This window comes from uncultured Sphingomonas sp., assembly GCF_936927845.1.
Classification (GTDB): domain Bacteria; phylum Pseudomonadota; class Alphaproteobacteria; order Sphingomonadales; family Sphingomonadaceae; genus Sphingomonas.
In genome coordinates this window covers 1-18683 of record NZ_CAKZHV010000060.1, presented here as the reverse complement: position 1 = coordinate 18683, position 18683 = coordinate 1, and the positions used below count along the sequence as shown (strand labels likewise).

General features: G+C 68.1%; 20 protein-coding genes and 1 pseudogene. 5 read left to right on the top strand and 16 right to left on the bottom strand.

Annotation, left to right across the window (positions count from 1 at the left end; genetic code table 11):
- Window positions 1–124: 124 nt before the first annotated feature.
- From Q0579_RS11920 to rimP, 8 genes are read right to left on the bottom strand one after another with little or no spacing between them, the layout of a single operon-like run.
- The gene (locus Q0579_RS11920) at window positions 125–703 is read right to left on the bottom strand and encodes a thymidine kinase (RefSeq protein WP_298812547.1); all 579 of its coding nucleotides are present in this window, start codon (window positions 701–703) and stop codon (window positions 125–127) included.
- Between the two features lie 12 nt (window positions 704–715).
- Complete coding sequence (gene rbfA, locus Q0579_RS11915; protein ID WP_298812543.1) at window positions 716–1102, bottom strand: 30S ribosome-binding factor RbfA; 387 nt, start codon at window positions 1100–1102, stop codon at window positions 716–718.
- Window positions 1095–1475: a glyoxalase superfamily protein gene (locus Q0579_RS11910; protein WP_298812540.1), complete on the bottom strand. Its 381-nt coding sequence runs from the start codon at window positions 1473–1475 to the stop codon at window positions 1095–1097. Before Q0579_RS11910 ends, rbfA begins: the two co-directional genes overlap by 8 nt.
- A gap of 6 nt (window positions 1476–1481) precedes the next feature.
- Window positions 1482–4316: a translation initiation factor IF-2 gene (infB, locus tag Q0579_RS11905; RefSeq protein WP_298812538.1), complete on the bottom strand. Its 2835-nt coding sequence runs from the start codon at window positions 4314–4316 to the stop codon at window positions 1482–1484.
- Window positions 4313–5044, bottom strand: a complete 732-nt coding sequence (locus tag Q0579_RS11900) for a DUF448 domain-containing protein (protein WP_298812535.1) — start codon at window positions 5042–5044, stop codon at window positions 4313–4315. The genes infB and Q0579_RS11900 overlap by 4 nt, the downstream gene beginning before the upstream one ends.
- Entirely contained in the window at window positions 5025–5267 is a 243-nt protein-coding gene (locus Q0579_RS11895; protein ID WP_298812532.1) for a 4-oxalocrotonate tautomerase family protein, read from the bottom strand. The genes Q0579_RS11900 and Q0579_RS11895 overlap by 20 nt, the downstream gene beginning before the upstream one ends.
- A complete protein-coding gene (nusA, locus tag Q0579_RS11890) occupies window positions 5267–6901 on the bottom strand; it encodes a transcription termination factor NusA (RefSeq protein ID WP_298812530.1) in 1635 nt (544 codons plus the stop codon). The genes Q0579_RS11895 and nusA overlap by 1 nt, the downstream gene beginning before the upstream one ends.
- A 1-nt stretch (window position 6902) precedes the next feature.
- On the bottom strand, window positions 6903–7463 hold the full coding sequence (gene rimP, locus Q0579_RS11885; RefSeq protein ID WP_298812528.1) for a ribosome maturation protein RimP: 561 nt from the start codon (window positions 7461–7463) through the stop codon (window positions 6903–6905).
- A gap of 219 nt (window positions 7464–7682) precedes the next feature.
- Between rimP and Q0579_RS11880 the strand changes: the two genes are divergently transcribed.
- The gene (locus Q0579_RS11880; protein WP_298813149.1) at window positions 7683–8918 is read left to right on the top strand and encodes a PQQ-dependent sugar dehydrogenase; all 1236 of its coding nucleotides are present in this window, start codon (window positions 7683–7685) and stop codon (window positions 8916–8918) included.
- 19 nt (window positions 8919–8937) lie between these two features.
- On the opposite strand, the gene Q0579_RS11875 is transcribed toward Q0579_RS11880, so the two are convergent.
- Together Q0579_RS11875 and Q0579_RS11870 are read right to left on the bottom strand one after the other, a co-directional pair.
- A complete protein-coding gene (locus tag Q0579_RS11875; protein ID WP_174191958.1) occupies window positions 8938–9321 on the bottom strand; it encodes a PaaI family thioesterase in 384 nt (127 codons plus the stop codon).
- Complete coding sequence (locus Q0579_RS11870) at window positions 9318–9800, bottom strand: PaaI family thioesterase (RefSeq protein ID WP_298812523.1); 483 nt, start codon at window positions 9798–9800, stop codon at window positions 9318–9320. The genes Q0579_RS11875 and Q0579_RS11870 overlap by 4 nt, the downstream gene beginning before the upstream one ends.
- 115 nt (window positions 9801–9915) lie before the next feature.
- On the opposite strand from Q0579_RS11870, the gene Q0579_RS11865 reads away from it, so the two are divergent.
- Window positions 9916–10722: a crotonase/enoyl-CoA hydratase family protein gene (locus Q0579_RS11865; RefSeq protein WP_298812518.1), complete on the top strand. Its 807-nt coding sequence runs from the start codon at window positions 9916–9918 to the stop codon at window positions 10720–10722.
- Between the two features lie 25 nt (window positions 10723–10747).
- On the opposite strand, the gene Q0579_RS11860 is transcribed toward Q0579_RS11865, so the two are convergent.
- The 4 genes from Q0579_RS11860 to Q0579_RS11845 all read right to left on the bottom strand — a co-directional run bounded on the left by Q0579_RS11860 (window position 10748) and on the right by Q0579_RS11845 (window position 14194).
- Window positions 10748–11305, bottom strand: a complete 558-nt coding sequence (locus Q0579_RS11860; RefSeq protein WP_298812515.1) for a hemerythrin domain-containing protein — start codon at window positions 11303–11305, stop codon at window positions 10748–10750.
- 86 nt (window positions 11306–11391) lie between these two features.
- Window positions 11392–11838 (bottom strand): thioesterase family protein, encoded by a 447-nt coding sequence (locus Q0579_RS11855; protein WP_298812513.1) that lies wholly within the window; start codon window positions 11836–11838, stop codon window positions 11392–11394.
- 370 nt (window positions 11839–12208) lie between these two features.
- Window positions 12209–12991, bottom strand: a complete 783-nt coding sequence (locus Q0579_RS11850; protein ID WP_298812511.1) for an SDR family NAD(P)-dependent oxidoreductase — start codon at window positions 12989–12991, stop codon at window positions 12209–12211.
- Window positions 12992–13012: 21 nt separating this feature from the next.
- Window positions 13013–14194 carry an acetyl-CoA C-acetyltransferase gene (locus Q0579_RS11845; protein ID WP_298812509.1) on the bottom strand — a complete coding sequence of 394 codons (1182 nt, stop codon included), beginning with the start codon at window positions 14192–14194 and terminating at the stop codon, window positions 13013–13015.
- Between the two features lie 81 nt (window positions 14195–14275).
- Between Q0579_RS11845 and Q0579_RS11840 the strand changes: the two genes are divergently transcribed.
- The 3 genes from Q0579_RS11840 (at window position 14276) to Q0579_RS11830 (ending at window position 17474) form a co-directional block, all read left to right on the top strand.
- Entirely contained in the window at window positions 14276–14941 is a 666-nt protein-coding gene (locus Q0579_RS11840; protein WP_298812507.1) for a nitroreductase, read from the top strand.
- Between the two features lie 78 nt (window positions 14942–15019).
- The gene (locus Q0579_RS11835) at window positions 15020–16090 is read left to right on the top strand and encodes a polysaccharide pyruvyl transferase family protein (protein ID WP_298812505.1); all 1071 of its coding nucleotides are present in this window, start codon (window positions 15020–15022) and stop codon (window positions 16088–16090) included.
- Window positions 16083–17474: a Coenzyme F420 hydrogenase/dehydrogenase, beta subunit C-terminal domain gene (locus Q0579_RS11830; protein WP_298812503.1), complete on the top strand. Its 1392-nt coding sequence runs from the start codon at window positions 16083–16085 to the stop codon at window positions 17472–17474. Before Q0579_RS11835 ends, Q0579_RS11830 begins: the two co-directional genes overlap by 8 nt.
- A 39-nt stretch (window positions 17475–17513) precedes the next feature.
- On the opposite strand, the gene Q0579_RS11825 is transcribed toward Q0579_RS11830, so the two are convergent.
- Together Q0579_RS11825 and Q0579_RS11820 are read right to left on the bottom strand one after the other, a co-directional pair.
- Window positions 17514–18002: a hypothetical protein gene (locus Q0579_RS11825; RefSeq protein ID WP_298812500.1), complete on the bottom strand. Its 489-nt coding sequence runs from the start codon at window positions 18000–18002 to the stop codon at window positions 17514–17516.
- Between the two features lie 328 nt (window positions 18003–18330).
- Window positions 18331–18683 (bottom strand): annotated as a pseudogene (locus tag Q0579_RS11820) (hypothetical protein); the annotation flags it as partial.

Below are 18683 nucleotides of genomic sequence, written 5' to 3'. Positions count from 1 at the left end.
ACCGCTGCAAGAAGCGGGACCCCGGATCAGGTCCGGGATGACGAGTGGGTGGGGAGGTGATTGGTGCGGAACCGAGCGGGTCCGGCGGTACATGCGGGTCAGGCGACGCGAGCACGCCCGCGGGTCACCCCGCCAGTGCCTCGCTGAAATGCCGGCGGCACAACGCGACGTAGCGGTCGTTGCCGCCGATCTCGGTCTGCGCGCCTTGCGCGATCGGGCGACCGCTGTCGTCGACGCGCAAATTCATCGTCGCCTTGCGCCCGCACGCGCAGACCGACTTGATCTCGATGAGCGAGTCGGCGAGCGCGAGCAGCCGCGCCGAACCGGGGAACAACTGCCCCTGAAAGTCGGTGCGCAGGCCATAGGCGAGCACGGGTATGCCAAGTGTATCGGCGAGCCAGGCGAGCTGGTCGACCTGCGCGTCAGTGAGGAACTGTGCCTCGTCGACCAGCACGCACGCGATGGGTGATTGCGCGTGCTGGCCTGCGACCTGCGCGGCGATGTCGGTCGCGGTGTCGAACGGGGTTGCCGGAGCGGACAGGCCGATGCGCGAGGTGATCGTGCCCGCGGCGAAGCGATCATCGATCGCGGCGGTGAACAGCATCGTCGCCATGCCGCGCTCGCGATAGTTGAAGTCGGCCTGGAGTAGGTTGGTCGACTTGCCCGCGTTCATGCTGGCATAATAGAAATACAGCTTGGCCACGGCGGAGGCGCGTTATTCGGCGTCGAGGTCGCGCGCGACTTCCGGGCGACGCAGCAGCGCGTCGATATGGCTCCCCTCGTCGAAGCTCTCGTCGGCGAGGAACTTCAGCTTCGCGGCATATTTGTTCTGCACGCGGTGCGCGACCTCGCGCTGGAGATAGGCGGTGTTGGTGCGCAGCGCCTTCAGCACCGCTTCCTCATCGCGGCCGAGCAGCGGTTTCACGAACACCGTCGCGTGGCGCAGGTCGGGCGACATGCGTACCTCGGTGACGCTGACGACGTGGCGAGCGAGCGTCTCGTCATGCACGTCGCCGCGCTGGAGGATCTCGGACAGGACGTGGCGCACCTGCTCGCCGACACGAAGCGTGCGGACCGAGCGTTCGCCCTGCTGGTCATTCATGATCGTCACCATTCATGTCGGTAAAGAAGATTAGCCGGTTGTGCGAGGGATCGTGCACCGCGAACTCGCGCGTGCCCCATGGCGTCGGCTGCGGCGCGCCCGGTCGTGCGTTTCCGAACCCCTTGTCACGAAGCGTGGCGGCATAGGCCGTCACGTCGTCGCACGCGATCCGCACCGCGGCACCGGGCGCCGCGTCGCCGTGATGTTCGGACAGGTGGATCACGCATTCACGCCGTCGCACGCCCAGATAGAGCGGCATCCCCGGCTCGAACCGGTGTTCGAACACCAGCTCGAAGCCGAGAAAGTCGAGGTAGAACGCCCGCGTACGCGCTTCGTCGAAGCTGCGCAGCACGGGCGTGACGGGGCCGAGCATCGCTGCTTAGAGCGTGCGCTCGCGCAGCTCGACCTCGTAGGTTTCCAGGTAATCGCCCGCCTTGATGTCGGTGAAGTTCTGCGTGAACGTCACACCGCATTCCAGCCCGGCGCGGACCTCGGCCACGTCGTCCTTGAAGCGACGCAAGCTGGCGATCTCGCCCTGGTAGATGATGACGTCCTGACGCGTGATACGTGCCTTGAGCGCCTTGCGGATGACACCGTCGGTAACGAGCAGACCCGCCGCGCGACCGTGCTTGCCGGCCGAGAAGACCTCGCGGATTTCGGCGCGACCAACGACGGTTTCGAACGCTTCGGGACCGAGCTCGCCCGCCATGCCGGCGCGGATCTCGTCGATCAGGTCGTAGATGACGTCGTAATATTTCAACGCCACCTTCTGCCGCTCGGCGATCTCGCGTGCCTTGGCGTTCGCGCGGACGTTGAAGCCGATGATCGGCGCGCCCGAGGCGCCCGCCAGCGTCACGTCGCTTTCAGTGATGCCGCCGACGCCCGAGTGGAGCACGCGCGCGCGGATCAGGTCGGTCGAGATCTTGTTGATCGACGCGACGATCGCCTCGACGGTGCCCTGCGTGTCCGCCTTGACGACCAGCGGATATTCGATCGCCTTGTTCGCGGCGAGCGCCGAGAACATGCTCTCCAGGCTGGCCGGGGCCGAGGTGGTGCGCTTCTGCGTCAACACGCCCTGGCGATATTCCGCCACTTCGCGCGCGCGCTGCTCGTTCTCGACCACCTGCAACTGGTCGCCTGCCGATGGCGTGCCCGTAATGCCCAGTACCTCGACCGGCATCGACGGTTCCGCCTTTTTAAGCTGGCGGCCCTTGTCGTCGACGATCGCACGCACCTTGCCGCTCTCCGCACCGACGACGAACACGTCGCCGACCTTGAGCGTGCCGCGGGTGACGAGCACGGTCGCGACCGGGCCGCGGCCCTTGTCGAGCTTGGCTTCCACCACGCTGCCTTCGGCGTCACGGTCGGGATTGGCGCGCAGTTCAAGCAGCTCGGCCTGGAGCTGGATCTTCTCGATCAGCTCGTCGAGCCCGGTCTTCTTGAGCGCGGAGACCTCGACGTCCTGCGTCTCGCCGCCCATTTCCTCGACCTGCACGTCATGCTCGAGCAGACGCTCGCGCACGCGCTGCGGGTTGGCGTCGTGCTTGTCGACCTTGTTGATCGCGACGATCATCGGCTTGCCCGCCGCCTTGGTGTGGTTGATCGCCTCGATCGTCTGCGGCATCAGCCCGTCGTCGGCGGCGACCACCAGCACCACGATGTCGGTCACGTCCGCACCGCGCGCGCGCATGGCGGTGAACGCCTCGTGGCCCGGCGTGTCGAGGAAGGTGATCTTCGACTTGTCCTTGAGCGTCACCTGATACGCGCCGATGTGCTGCGTGATGCCGCCGGCCTCGCCGCGCACCACATCGGTGCCGCGCAGCGCGTCGAGCAGGCTCGTCTTGCCATGGTCGACGTGGCCCATGATGGTCACCACCGGCGGACGCGGCTGCAGATCGGCCTCCGCGTCGGGCGCGGTGTCGAGCGCCAGGTCGATGTCCGAATCGGAGACGCGGACGATGTTGTGGCCGAACTCGGTCACCAGCAGCTCGGCGGTGTCCTGATCGATCGTCTGCGTCATGGTGACGGGCGAGCCCATCTTGAACAGCGCCTTCACGAGATCAGCACCGCGCTCCGCCATGCGGTTGGCGAGTTCCTGCACCGTGATCGCCTCGGGCACCTGCACGTCGCGGACCTGCTTGGCCTGCGGCTCGCGCGGGCCGCCGAAGCCACGCTTCTCCTTCTCGCGCGCGCGCTTCAGCGCGGCGAGGCTGCGCGCGCGGGCGCCGTCCTCGTTGAGCGCGCGGTTGACGGTCAGCTTGCCGCCGCGGCGCTCGTCCGACTTGCGGTCGCGCTGCTGCGGACGCGTGGGCGGCGCGGTGCGTGACGCCATCGTGCCCGCGGGCATCGGACGCGCGGCGTTGCCGCTCGTGCCCGAGGCGGTCTGCGGAGCAGCCGCGGCGGGCGCGGGCTTCGGCTCGGGCTTGGGCTGCGGCTTGGGGATTTCGGGACGCGCCACCGGCGAGAAGCGGCGCGGCGCCGGCATCGCGGGGTCACGGGCGAGCTCAACCGTCGGCCGCGGTGCGGGTGCGGGAGTCGGCGCAGGTGCAGGTGCCGGCGTCGGCGCGGGCGCAGGCGTCGGCGCGGGTGCCGCGGCCTCGACCGGCGCGGGCGCAGGGGATGCAGCGGGCGCCGGCGTCGGCTCGGGCGCCGGCGGCGTCTCGCGCACGACCGGGCGGAAACCGCGCGCGCCCATCGGCGTCGCGACGGTCGGCGCCGGCGGAGCCTCGGGAGCAGGCGTGGGCGCGGGCGCGGGCGTCGGCTCGGGCGTCGCAGCCGCAGGCGGTGCCGCCTGCGCTTCTGCCTCGGCGCGACGCTTTTCCTCGGCGCGCGCGCGCTCGGCCTCGGCGGCCTGCTGACGCTCGACCTCCTGGCGACGGCGCGTTTCCTCCAGCGCGTGCATGCGCTGTTCCTCGGCCTCGCGCAGCAGGCGAGCCTGGCGCTCCTGCGCGGTCTCGTTGCTCGCGGCGGGACGCTGCGGCGCGGGCGCCGGCGGTGCCGCCGGGGTGGGTGCAGGCGTCGGCTCGGGCGCGGGCGCCTGCTCGGGTGCCGCGCCTTGCGGACCGAGCACGCGGCGACGCTTCACCTCGACCACCACCGTATTGCTACGGCCGTGGCTGAAGCTCTGCTTCACCTTGCCGGTCTCGACCGTGCGCTTCAGCCCCAGCGGCTGGCGCATACCGAGCTTCGGCTTGTCGTTGTCGGTCTCGCTCACTCAAATTCCTCGTTCATCGTCACGGCCGTATGGGCCCGGTCGGGACCGGGCGCCGATGCGCCTTGCGAGGCCGTTTCGCAAGGTGCCGGGATAGGATCAGGGCCGATAAAGTGCAGCCAGCGACCGAGCGCCTCGCCCAGTCGTTCGGCCGCCGCGCGGTCGGTGACGCCGATGTGTACCACATTTTCGCGGCCCAGCGCCAACGACAATATGGGGCGCGGAAGGGCAAGAACCAGACCCTTCAACTCGCTTCCTTCGCGATCGGAGCCGACGCGCCACGCCTGCGCCAATTTGCGCGCACCGTCCGCGCCCGCATCGGCGGCATGATAGAGCGCGCGCAACTGCCCGCCGCGCGCCGCATTCTCGATCCGCTCGGCGCCCGTCAGCAGATGGCCGGCGCGCGCTTCCAGGCCGAGCCGGTCGAGCGCGTTTTTCTCCAGCGCGGTTTCGATCTGCTGCGGCAGCGTGTCCGGTACCTGCACGTCGTTAGACTTGAACGCGCGCGCCAATGCGCCACGAAGGCGGCCCTTAGCATAGGCTGCTTCGAGTTCGCCGCGGGTCACCCTGATCCAGGCGCCGCGACCGGGCGCCTTGGCGCGCACGTCGGGGTAGACCTGTCCATCGGGGCCGAGCACCAGCCGCACCAGCGCGTGCTGCGGCGCACGGTCGCGGGTCAGGATGCAGGAACGGGTGGGGCCGTCTATTGCCTCATGGTCGGGGTTCCGCATGTGCGTCTCCCTTGCCAGAGGGGGCAGGCGCGGGCGAGTCGCGATCAACGATCAACTGCCCGCCCGCGCCATAGTTTTCGGTGCTCACTTCCTCGATCACGATCTGCACCGCGGCCGGGTTCTTGCCCAGCCGCGTGACCAGCGAGGTCGTGACATCGGCCACGATCCCCGCCTTCTGCTCCTTGGTTGCAGCGCCTGCGAGTCGGATCGACACGAACGGCATCAGTCGCGCGCCGCCTCTTCAACTGCCGGCTCGGCGTCCTCGTCGGCCCGATCCGCCGCCGGCTCGTCCTCGAACCAGTGCGCGCGCGCGGCCATGATCATCTCGTTGCCCTGCTCCTCGGTCAGGCCATAGGCACCGAGCACGCCGCCCTTGTGCTCGGGACGCTTGGGCGCGTCGTCGTTGCGGCGGCGCGGCTCCTGGCGCTTCTTCTCGATCAGTTCGTCCGTTGCCAGATCGGCGAGGTCGTCGAGCGTCTTGATCCCCGCCTTGCCGAGCGTGACCAGCATCGCCTCGGTCATGTACGGCAGCTCGGCGAGCGCGTCCTCGACGCCCAGCGCACGGCGCTCCTCGCGCTGCGCGGTCTCGCGGCGCTCCAGCGCTTCCTGCGCGCGGCTCTGCAGCTCCTGCGCGAGATCCTCGTCGAAGCCCTCGATCCCGGCGAGCTCGTCGAGCTCGACATAGGCGACCTCTTCCAGCTCGCTGAAGCCTTCCGCGACCAGCAACTGCGCCAGCGTCTCGTCGACGTCGAGCTCGTTCTGGAACGTATCCGAATTCTTGACGAACTCGGCCTGGCGCTTCTCGCTGGCGTCGGTCTCGGTCAGGATGTCGATCGCCTTGGCGGTCAGCTGCGAGGCGAGGCGAACGTTCTGGCCGCGGCGACCGATTGCGAGGCTGAGCTGATCGTCGGGCACCACCACCTCGATCCGATCCTCCTCCTCGTCGATCAGCACGCGCGCGACGTTAGCGGGCTGCAACGCGTTGACGACAAAGGTCGCGGTGTCGGGCGACCAGGGGATGATGTCGATCTTCTCGCCCTGCATTTCCTGCACCACCGCCTGCACGCGGCTGCCCTTCATGCCGACGCAGGCGCCGACGGGGTCGATTGAGGAATCGTGGCTGATGACGCCGATCTTCGCGCGGCTGCCAGGGTCGCGCGCCGCCGCCTTGATCTCGATGATGCCGTCGTAGATCTCGGGCACTTCCTGCGCGAACAGCTTCTTCATGAAGTCGGGATGCGCGCGGGACAGGAAGATCTGCGGCCCGCGGTTCTCGCGCACCACCTTCAGGATCAGCGAGCGGATGCGGTCGTTGACGCGCACCACCTCGCGCGGGATCTGCGCGTCGCGGCGGATCACGCCCTCGGCGCGGCCGAGGTCGACGACGATATGGCCGAACTCGACCCGCTTGACGACGCCGGTGATGATCTCACCCGCGCGGTCCTTGAACTCCTCATACTGGCGCTCGCGCTCGGCGTCGCGGACCTTCTGGAAGATGGTCTGCTTGGCGGCCTGCGCCTGGATGCGGCCGAACTCGATCGGCGGCAGCGGATCGACCAGGAAGTCGCCTAGCTCGGCGCCGTTCTGCAGCTTCTGCGCGCCCTTCAGATCGACCTGCTTGTAGATGTCGTCGACCTGCTCGACCACCTCGACGACGCGCCACAAGCGCAGGTCGCCATTGTTAGGATCGAGCTTGGCGCGGATATCCATTTCCTGGCCGTAGCGCGTACGCGCCGCGCGCTGGATCGCGTCCTCCATCGCCTCGATGACGATGCCCTTGTCGATCATCTTTTCCGACGCGACCGAATTGGCGATCGCGATCAGTTCCGCGCGGTTCGCAGTGACGCCCGTGGCCATCTTAAGCGTTGTCCTCTTCTTCGAATTCTTCTTCTTCCGCGCCTTCTTGCGAGAGCGGAACGGTGGCGGCGATCAGCCGGTCGGTGAGCAGGAGCTTCGCATCGGCGACCTGGTCGAACCCGATCGTCATCGGCTCGTGCTTGCGCACGTCGATCGTGATCCGGTCGCCGTCGATCCCGACAAGGTCGCCGGTCAACTGCTTGCGCCCGTCGACGGGGGCGGCCAGGTGGATCCGGGCCTCGTGCCCCTTCCAATCCTCGAAATCCTGCAGGCGCGTCAGCGGGCGGTCGATGCCGGGGCTCGACACCTCGAGTCGGTACGCGCCGTCGATGTAATCACGCCCGGCCGCTTCCGCCGCGTCGAGCTGGTCGGAGATGCGGCGCGACAGATCGGCGCAATCGTCAATCGTCAACTGACGCGTGTCGGGACGCTCGGCCATCACCTGCAACGTGCGCTCGTCGCCCTTGCCGAACAGGCGCACGCGCACCAGCGCGAAACCGAGTGCCTCGGCCTCGGGCGCGATCATGACAGACAGGGCGTTTACATCGTCCAAGCGGATCATCCGAACATGCGTTTCTTGCCGCCGCGGAGCGAGCCCCGCAGCCCCTTGCACCTCGCGATGTAAGAGAAAGCACGGTTGATATAGACCGATCGCGGCTACCTCGCAACCCGGCAACGCTTCGTGACGGGGCTTCGTGACAGGCCCGCGCCGGAACAAGTGTGCGACCTTCGTCTTTGTGGCGGAAGAAACATTGCTATCCGGGGGAACAAATCCGTGCGCCTGATCGCCTTCACCGCCGCGCTGCTCGCCTCGACCGCCTGCTCCGCCGAGCCGCAGGCACAGGCCGGCGCGAACACCGCCGCCGCGCCCGGTGACGTGACGCAGGAGCCGCAAGGTCCGCAAGTCACCGGCAGCAATGCCCCCGTGCCGAAGAACGCGTCGGCGCCGACGGCGCGCAACGTGCCCGCGACCACCGGACGCGCCAACATCGTCGCAACCGAGCCGCCCGTCACGATCACCGCGATGGGCCAGTTCGGCGACCCGTTCTCGATCGCGTTCCTGCCCGACGCGAGCCTGCTGGTGACCGAGAAGGCGGGCGCGCTCAAGCTACGCGGCGGCGACGGGCGCGTGTCGGATATCGCGGGCGTTCCCGCGGTGGCGGGCGGCGGGCAGGGCGGGTTGCTCGACGTCGCGCCCGCGCCCGATTTCACGACCAGCCGCACGATCTACCTGAGTTATGCCGAGCCGCGCCCCAACGGCGGGTCGAGCCTCGCGCTGATGCGTGCGCGCCTCGATGGCACTAGCCTGCGCGACCAGCGCGTGATCTGGCGCGCGGGCTCGGACGGCCCGGGCGGGCAGTTCGGCGCGATCATCGCCTTCGCGCCCGACGGCAAGTCGCTGTTCCTGACCTCTGGCGAGCGCCAGCGCTTCACCCCCGCGCAGGATCCGGAGCAGGCGCTCGGCAAGATATTGCGCCTGACGCTCGACGGCGCGGCATGGCCGGGCAACCCGATGTACAAGGCGGGCGGCGTGCGCGCGATGACCTGGTCGAGCGGACATCGCAACCCTTACGGCCTCGTCTTCACGCCCGATGGTCGGTTGTGGGAGGAGGAGATGGGACCGCGTGGCGGCGATGAGCTCAACCTGATCCAGCCGGGCAAGAATTACGGCTGGCCGCTGGTATCGAACGGCGACAATTATTCGGGAGTTGAGATACCCGATCACCCGTCGCGCCCCGAATTCCAGGCGCCGGTCGCGTGGTGGAACCCGGTGATCTCGCCGGGCGGGATGATCGCCTACACCGGCGCGATGTTCCCGGCCTATCGCGGCTCGCTGTTCATTGCGGGACTGTCGAGCAAGTCGCTGGTCCGCGTCGCGGTGAACGGCGAACAGGCCCGCGCCGCCGAGCAGTGGAACATGGGCGAGCGCATCCGCGACGTGGCGCAAGCGCCCGACGGCGCGATCTGGGTGATCCAGGACAACGGCAAGCTGCTGCGGCTGACCCCGAAGCGCTGACGCGCGCGGCCCGCCGGGGTCAGTCGCGCTCGATCAGATAGTTCATCCGCGCCGCCGCGATCGGTTTGGCGCGGTCGTCCTGCCACGCGAACGCCTCGACGTTGGCGACGCGGTTGCCCAGCCGGGTGATCGTCCCCGCCGCGCGCGTCTCGCGGTCGCGCCCACCGCGCATGAAGTCGATCGTGACGTTGATCGGCTTGATCCGTCCGCCTCCTTCCTCCGCGAGCGCGTGGTGGAGCGCCGCGATCGCCGCGACTTCCAGCAGGCCGGAGATCGCGCCGCCTTGCAGAAAGCCGGGACGACCGACCACGCCGTCGTGGAACGGCATCATCATGACGGGCGTGCCGTCCTCGGCATGTTCCAGTTCGGCGCCGAGCACCGCGGCATAGGGCGGCAGCTTCATGCCTGCTGCTCCTTCGCCGGCGCGGAGGCGCGCGTCGGGCGCGGATATTGCCCGCTCGGGATCATGAAGGTGGCGGCGACGTGCGCGACCGGGTCGTCCAGGTCGCCGTCGTGCGCGATGCCGCGCGTGAACGCGATCGAGCGCGCCACGCGCAGGCATTCGGCGCGGCCGATCACCGTGCGCTCCGGGCGGGCAGGGCGCAGATAATCGATCCTGAGATCGAGCGTCGCCTGCGGCACGAACACTTTGATCTCGTTCCAAATCGCGAAGCTCGTCGCCATGTCCATCATCGCGATGATCGGCCCCGACGCGATCACCCCGCTCTCCTCGTCACCGATCAACTCCGGCGAGTAGGGCAGCGCAAGTTCGATCCAATCATCGCCGCGCGCGTGAAAGCGGATGCCGAGCCGCCCGCCGTGCCCGCCGAACTTGGCAAGGTCGAGCTGGTCGAGCGTCATCGAGAACGGGTCCCATTTCATGCGCCGTCACCTACACGGCTGCCGCGCCCGCGCAACATCGCGCCGCCGCGGTTGCGACGCGCACGCCCACGCGCTAGCCGTTAAGCCGTCAGACTTAAGCGGGGGACCCACGCCGATGACCGATATTCAGCCAAGCGAAGTCGCGGATCGCGTCTCGATCACGCTTGCAGACGGCATCGCCGACGTCCGCCTGACGCGCGCGGACAAGATGAACGCGCTCGACCCCGCGATGTTCGCCGCGCTGATCGACGCGATCGAGCGGTTGAAGACGATGCGCGGGGTGCGCGCCGTGGTTCTGTCGGGAGAGGGCCGCGCCTTCTGCGCCGGACTCGACATGGCGTCGATGACAGGCGGCGGGTCGGGGCTGAAGCTCGACGAGCGGACCCACGGCATCGCCAACACCGCGCAATATGTCTGCACCGGCTGGCGCGACCTGGGCGCGCCGGTGATCGCCGCGGTCCACGGCGTCGCGATGGGCGGCGGGTTCCAGCTTCTGTCGGGCGCCGACATCCGCGTCGCACACCCGGCCACCCGCATGGCGATCCGCGAGACCTATTGGGGGCTCGTCCCCGACATGGGCGGGTTCGTGCTGTGGCGCGGCACCGCGCGCGAGGACGTGCTGCGCGAGTTCGTCTATACCAGCCGCGAGTTCACCGCCGCGGAGGCGCAAGGCTGGGGCCTGGTCACGCATCTCGACGACGATCCGCACGCCCGCGCCATGAGCATCGCGCGCGAGATCGCCACGCGCAGCCCGAAGGCAGTGCAGGCGTCCAAGCGCATCTTCAACGCGGTGCCAGACATGGACGCCGCCGCGATCCTGCTGGCGGAGAGCGAGGAACAGATGGCGCTGATCCGAAAGCCCGAACAGATCGAGGCCGTGCGCGCCAACATGGAAAAGCGCGCACCCATCTTCGACGACTGACGCGCGCCGCCGCCGCGCCCGCGCGTCAGGCGAGTTTCAGCCCTTCCTTGTTCATCGCGCGCGTGATGTGCTTGTTCTGCTTGTCGCTCAGCTTCGCGCGCATCTTGGGGAAAAGGTCGTCCTCCTCCTCGCGCATGTGCTGCTCGATCATGGCACGGAATTCCCTGACCTTGGGCAGCCAGGCGGGATCGCTCTTCGGCATCTCGGTCAGGTCGAAGAAATACTGCTTCACGTAGCCGTGCTCGTGGTTGAGGTGGTCCGCCGCCTCGGTCAGTCCCTGGTCGCGCATCATCGCGTAGACGACATTCTCTTCCTGGAACGCGTGCTTGCCGATTGCATGCTTCAATTGCATCAGCAGCACCGCGCGCCGGCCGGGATCGGCCTCGTCGCTCGCCTCGATCAGGTCGAACAGCTTGAGCGCCGCGGCGTGCTCCGCCGCCAGCGCCTCGTCCCAATTGCCCGCCATGACGGTCGGCGCCTGCACCGCGGCCTTGCGCGCCAGATTGACCGCCAGCCCGGCCACCACTCCCACCGCCGCGCCGATCGCGATGGTGCGGCCGGTGCTGTTCGTCTCGCTCGTCATGGTGTATCTCCCGTACGGAATTGCCAGTCGAACGAAGCGTCTAGGTGCGCGTTCCGGCGGCCGGTCGGCAGAAGTATTGATGAAGATCAGCCTGCCGGCTCGTGCGAGGCAAGCATCAACTGGCTCTGTAGCGCGGCGCGGAAGTCGTCGGGGATCGCGCCTTCTTTCGGGTCGGTCATGACGAGCACCGTGTCGCACGTCGCGATCGCGCGGCCGTTCTGGTGCATGACCGCGTGGATTTCCCACGACCGCGTGCCGATCCGGCCGATGCCGGTCGCGATCTCGACGTCGGCGGGGAAGCTGCCTTCCGCCAGGTAATTGACCGCATTCATCGCCACCACCGCGCGAAAGCCGTCGTCGCGGTTGAAGCGGCCGAGCACCCAGTTGAACCGCACCCGCGCGGTCTCGAACAACGCGGCGAAGGCGACGTTGTTGATGTGCCCCATCGCGTCGAGGTCCTGGTAGCGCGTCGGCACCGTCTCGCGAACGGGATAGCTGGCGAGGTCGAGACGGTAGGGTGCGGGGCGGGGCATGGCGGCTTTCTGATTGGGGAAGGGTAGTCACCCCGGCCTTGATCCGGGGTCGCGCGGCTTTGGCGGGGGCGCAGAGTGTCTGGAGCCGCCAGGGCGATTCCTGACCGGCTTACCGCACCGTCATCCCGGACTTGATCCGGGATCCCGCTGCCTTCTCCTGACCGTCCGAGAAGCGGGACCCCGGATCAGGTTCGGGGTGACGAGCGGTGCGAACCGGCTGGTCGGAAAGCGCTCCACTTGACCGGTTCAGCCAAATCGCTCCGGGCAAGCCGGCGCGGGAGCAAGTCTCGCGCCGTCGGACGGGGTCGGCAGGGCCGACCCGCCGGCCGGCCTTGCGCGAGGGCGGCGCGGGATGCGCCGGTCCCGCGCTTCAGCGCGGCGCCATGCGGATCGCGCCGTCCAGCCGCACGTCCTCGCCGTTGAAATAACCGTTCTCGATCATGGTGAGCGCGAGGCTGGCATATTCGGGCGGGTTGCCCAGCCGCTTGGGGAAGGGGACCTGCGCGCCCAAAGCATCCTTCACGTTCTGCGGCGCGGCGGCGAGCAGCGGGGTGTTGAAGATGCCGGGCAGGATCGTGTTGACGCGGATCGCCTCGCCCATCAGGTCGCGCGCGATCGGCAGCGTCATGCCGACGACCCCGCCCTTTGACGCCGAATAGGCCGCCTGGCCGATCTGCCCGTCCTCGGCCGCAACGCTCGCGGTGTTGATGATGACGCCGCGATCGCCGTCGTCCAGCGGGTCGAGGCTCATCATCCCCGCCGCCGACTTCGCGATGCAGCGGAACGTCCCGACCAGGTTGATCTGGATGATCATGTTGAACGCGTCGAGCGGGAAGTGCTTGATCGAGCCGTCTTCCTTTGACCGGCTCGCGGTCTTGATCGCGTTGCCCGTGCCCGCGCAATTGACCAGGATGCGCTCCTGACCGATTGCGGCGCGTGCCTTCTCAAACCCGGCGTCGACCGATGCCTCGACGGTGACGTTCACCTTGCAGAACACGCCGCCCAGTTCGGCCGCGACCGCTTCACCCTTGGCCTCGTTCAGGTCGAACAGCGCGACCTTGACGCCCTTTGCCGCCAGTGCGCGCGCAGTCGCCTCGCCCAGGCCCGACGCGCCGCCGGTGATGACCGCGGAGATGGTGTTGTCGAGTTTCATGATATCCCCTTTCTCGTGTTTTCAGGCCGCGTCGACGCGTTCAATGATCGTCACGTTGGCGACCCCGCCACCCTCGCACATCGTCTGCAACGCGTATTTTCCGCCGCGGCGTTTCAGTTCGTGCACCAGCGTCGCCATCAGCTTGGTGCCGCTCGCGCCCAGCGGGTGGCCGAGCGCGATCGCGCCGCCGTTGACGTTCAATTTCTCCGGGTCGGCACCGGTGTGCTTCAACCACGCCATCGGCACCGGCGCGAACGCCTCGTTGACCTCGTACAGGTCAATGTCGTCGATCGAGAGCCCGGCGCGCGATAGCGCCTTGTCGGTCGCGAACAGCGGCTCCTCCAGCATGACGACCGGATCGCCCGCGGTAACGGTCAGGTTGACGATGCGCGCGAGCGGGGTGAGCCCGTATTTCTCCACCGCCTCGCCGCTCGCGATCAATACCGCCGACGCGCCGTCGCAGATCTGGCTGGAGGAGGCCGCGGTCAGCACGCCCTTGTCAGACAGCAGCTTGACGCCTGCCATGCTCTCCGCGCTCGCGTCGTAGCGGATGCCCTCGTCCTTGTCGTGATGGGCGTTCCCTTCCGGCGTCTCGATCTCGATGGGCACGATTTCGTCGGCGAAGCGGTTCGCCTGCGTCGCGGCGATCGCTTTCTTGTGCGAGCCGAGCGAGTAAGCGTCGGTGTCCTCGCGCGAGAAGCCGTATTTGCGCGCGATCATCTCCGCGCCCGCGAACTGGCTGAACTGGATGCCGGGGTATTTCTCCTCCAGCCCCGGCGACTTGTTCTTGCCGAGCCCGGCGTCGTAGAACAATTTGTACGTCGACCCCATCGGCACGCGCGTCATGCTCTCCACGCCCGCCGCGATCACCACGTCCTGCGTGCCCGACATCACCGCCTGCGCGGCGAACTGGATCGCCTGCTGCGACGAGCCGCACTGCCGGTCGATCGTCACCGCCGGGGTCGATTGCGGCAGCCGCTTGGAGGCGAGCACCGCGTTGCGCCCGACCTGTCCCGCCTGCTCGCCGCCCTGGCTGACGCAGCCCATCACCACGTCGTCCACGGCCTCGGGCGGGATGCCGCTGCGTTCGACGAGCGCGTCGAGCACGTGCGCCGCCAGATCGACCGGGTGGACGCCCGCCAGCTTGCCGCCACGCCGCCCCCCGGCGGTGCGCACCGCATCGACGATAAAAGCCTCGGCCATCTTCCGCCTCTCCATAACAGATGTTATCCCGCGTTCTAGTTACGCAAATTGACGCGGACGGCAAGAGCGGAGACGGTGCGAATGGATGTGACACACGCGATCGCGGCCAGGCGTTCCGTACGCGGCTACCTCGACCGCGCCGTCGACCCGGCTCTGCTCAAGGACATCGCGATCAAGTCGGCGCGCGCGGCGACCGGCGGCAACATCCAGCCGTGGCACGTCGACATCGTTTACGGCGAGACGATGCAGCGCCTCAAAGAGATCATGGCGGGCAAGACCGCGCGCCGCGAAACCGAAACGCCGGGGTATGACATCTACCCGAAGGAGATGGACGATCGCTATCGCCAGCGCACCTTCGCGATCGGTGAGGAGATGTACGGCCGGCTCGGCATCCCGCGCGAGGACAAGCGCGCGCGCGCGATCTGGTTCGCGCGCAACTTCCAGTTCTTCGGCGCGCCCGCGGCCTATTTCGTGACGGTCGACCGCCGCATGGGGCCGCCGCAATGGGCTGATCTCGGCATGTATCTGCAGAACTTGATGCTGCTCGCGGTCGAGCATGGGCTCGCGACCTGTCCGCAGGAATGCTGGGCGGTGTTCCCGCAGACGATCGAGGCGTTTCTGGAAACGCCGGCGGAGCGGATGCTCTTCTGCGGCGTCGCGATCGGGTATGAGGACAGCGATGATCCCGCCAACCTGACGCGATCGGCGCGCGCACCGGAAGATGAGTGGCTGACAATCAAAGGGTGAGCCTCGATCGGGTCGATTGATCGAGATCAATGTCGGTCGCGGTTGGAACGCGTCACCGTTGCTGCCATGAGGGCGGCAATGGCTTCCCATCTGCGCGTCGGCGTCCTCACCTTCCACCGCTGCATCAACTACGGGTCCTACTGGCAGGCGCGCTGTCTGGTGGAGGGCTTGCGCGCGCGCGGGCACGATGCGGTGCTGCTCGACCACCACGATGACGCGGTTGCCCGCGCCGAGTGGCGCTGCGCGTTCCAGCCGAGCCTGCCCGAGCGCTCGCGGATCGAGGATCTGCCGCGCTATAAGGAGAAGGGGCGCAAATTCCTCGCCGCGTTCGACGCGCTGCCGCAGAGCGCGCGTTTCCGGCTCGACCGGCCCGAGACGCTGGAGGGCTATGACGCGATCGTCGTCGGCAGCGACGAGGTGTGGAATTTCCGCCATCCCTGGTACGGCGGCAAATCGATCTTCTTCGGCGAGGGGCTGCGTGCGCCGCGGCTTGTTTCCTACGCCGCGAGCTTCGGCAACCACGACGCCGCCGACGGGATCGGCCCTGAGTGGGCGGCGCGGCTCGCGCGTTTCACCGCGGTGTCGGTGCGCGACGAGAATGCGCGCCGGCTGGTGGTCGAGGCGCTCGGCGAGGAGCCGGCGATGGTGCTCGACCCATGCCTGCAATTCTCCGAGGTCGCGCGCGCTGCGCCCGCCGAGACCGGCCGGCCCTACGCGCTCGTCTACGGTCACGTGTTCCCGACGTGGTTGCAGCAGCAGGTGACCGCGTGGAGCAAGCGCAGCGGGGTCGAGCTGGTCAGTCTCGGCTACCGCAACGACTGGGTCGACCGCCACCTGATCGAGGTGGGGCCGCACGAATTCGCGCAGCTGATGGCGGGGACGAGCGCGGTGGTGACCAATTTCTTCCACGGCTGCGTCTTCGCGCTCGTCAACAACAAGCCGTTCGTCACCTCGCCGAGCGAGTATCGCTTCAACAAGGTTCGCGACCTGACCAACGCGCTCGACGCGCGCGCGCACGTGGTCACCGCCGACAGCGACGCGGCCGCGTTCGACCGCCTGCTCGGCACGCCGCCCGCGTCGCAGGTTGCCGCCGCGATCGATGGCTGGCGCGCGCAGTCGAACGCCTTCCTGGACCGCGCGCTTGGCTGAGGCACCCGCGCCCGCCGCACCCACGCTCGCTCCGCGCGACATCGTCCGCTCCGGTCTGTGCATCGGGTGTGGCGGGTGCGCGGCGGACGAGCCGCGCGCAGGCATGGCGTGGGACGCGTTCGGGCAGTTGAAGCCGCACGGGCCGGCCGACTGGTACGCGGCGCCGAGCGCGACCTTCGCCGCGCGCTGCCCGTTCTCGCCGAACGCCGCCAACGAGGACGTGATCGCGGCCGAGCGGCTGCCCGGCGCGCCTCACGCCGATGCGCGGATCGGGCGCTACGAACATGCCTGGGTCGGGCACGTCGCGGAAGGCTCGTTCCGCGCTGACGGCAGCTCGGGTGGATTGGTCAGCTGGGTCGCCAACGAATTGCTGCGCACCGGCCGCGTCGATGCCGTGGCGCACGTCGTGGCGACCGATTCGGGCGAGGGGCGGCTATTCCGCTATCGCCTGTCGCGCACCCGCGCCGAGATCGCGCAAGGGGCCAAGTCGCGTTATTACCCGATCGACCTGGCCGAGATCATCGCCGAGATCCGCGCGACCCCCGGCCGCTACGCGATCGTCGGCGTGCCGTGCTTCATCAAGGCGGTGCAACTGCTTCGCCGCACCGATCCCGTCATCGCCGAGCGGGTGACGCACACGCTGGGATTGTTCTGCGGTCACATGAAGAGCGCGCGGCTGGTCGAGAGCTTCGCCTGGCAGCTGGACACCCCGATCGAGGACGTGCGCGCGGTCGATTACCGCATCAAGGACGCAGGAAGGCCCGCGAACTGGTATCGCGCGCATCTGACGCTCGCCGATGGCCAGGCACGCGCGCAGGATTGGTGGCATCTGGCCGATGGTGACTGGGGCGCGGGCTATTTCCAGAATTCGGCTTGCAACATGTGCGACGACGTGGTGGCGGAAACCGCCGACATCGCGTTCGGCGATGCCTGGGTTGAGCCGTACTCGTCCGACGGGCGCGGCAGCAACGTCGCGGTGGTACGCTCGGCGGACCTCGGTCGCATGGTGGCCGATGCGGTGGCCGACGGACGGCTCGCACTGACACAAGTCGACGCCGATTACATCGTCGCGACCCAGGCGGCGGGCTTCCGTCACCGGCGAGAGGGGCTGGCGTACCGGCTGACATGGTGGCGGCGCGGGATCACGCCGGTCAAGCGCGTCGCGCCGGGGGCGGCCACGCTGACGCCGCGGCGACGAATGGTCTATCGCACCCGCGCCGTGATCGCGTGGTGGAGCCATCGCCTGTTCTGGCTTGGACGGCGGACCGGCTGGCATGGCGTGTACCTGCGCCCCGCAAAGGCCGCGCTGACCTTCTATCAGGCGCTCGCCTGGTCACAAGGGAAGCTCGGCGCGTGGTTCGACCGCGTGGAGAAACGCGGCTAGGCCGGTGCCTGTCTGGTGGGTCAAACGTGTCTAGTGGATTCAGCCGCCCAGCGCGGCGGAGATGCGCGCGAACGGCACGCTTAGCGCCACGTAGAGCTGCGACGCGAGCAGATACGCACCGCCGCCGGTCGCGGCGGTCAGTGCGGCGAATTGCAGCGCTGACGACATGCGCCGGCTCCGCTCCGCCTTCATCGCGGGCGACAGCGCCACCCGGTCACGCGTCGGCCCGCGTCGCTCGCTCGCTGCGGCAGTTGGCCGCTCCGCAAGCCGCGGTTCGTTGACGAGCATCGTGGCACTGACCGGATCCTGCGTGCGGATGCCGATGCGATCACCGCGCACCCAGATCACCCGACCGATGATGATCAACGTCCCGCGACGCACGTCGACGTAGCGGCCGACACTCATCGCAGTCTTGCTGGAGATGACGATGGTCTTTGGCGCGACTTCGTGCACGCACGCGTCGCTCCATGTCGCGCCGACATTGATGCGGCACGGGACGAGCACGGCAGTGGTTGCAGTTGAGGTCATGCCGGGCTCCCCTGCAACGCCTAAGTCATTGCAGGCACATCCGCATCAGGTCTTTCTTACACTTGAGAAGCGGGAGCCTTGATTGAGCCGGCGAGTGTTCGCCGAGTACCATTGATCGTTGCCGCGAACATCAGGTTTGCAAACTCTGATGTGCTGTCTCGGATCGTTCGACGATAGCCGGTCCACCGTGGCGGACACGGTGAAAAGAGCTTGGTAGTCCGCGATGATGGTGCCCCCGGCGAGATTCGAACTCACGGCCTGCGGTTTAGGAATTCGCGGAACGCGAGCGTCGTGACGCTACCAGCAGCCCCGGATTTCCGCGCATTTTTCATGCCTGCGGCGTTCCTGACCGCAGGCCGTGTGCCAGCTCTTGTGCCACCGCCGTCTTCGCAGCCGTCACCTGCTCGGGCAGCAAGCAGTCGAGATACCGCTCGGTGACGAGGATTGTGCTGTGTCCCAGTTCGCGCTGAAGGTCGTAGAGCGAACCGCGACGATTGCGCAGATACTCGACTGCGAAAAGGTGTCGGAAGTCGTGGTGGCTGAAAGGGTGAAATGTGGATCGGCGTGGAAAAGGGACCCCGGTAGCGGAGTGATCGGCGTCGAAAAGGGACCCCTCATCCCGTTGGTCTAGGCTGTTCGCTTGGCGGTGTGTCAGGCGGCGAGATCGGGATGCTGGTATTG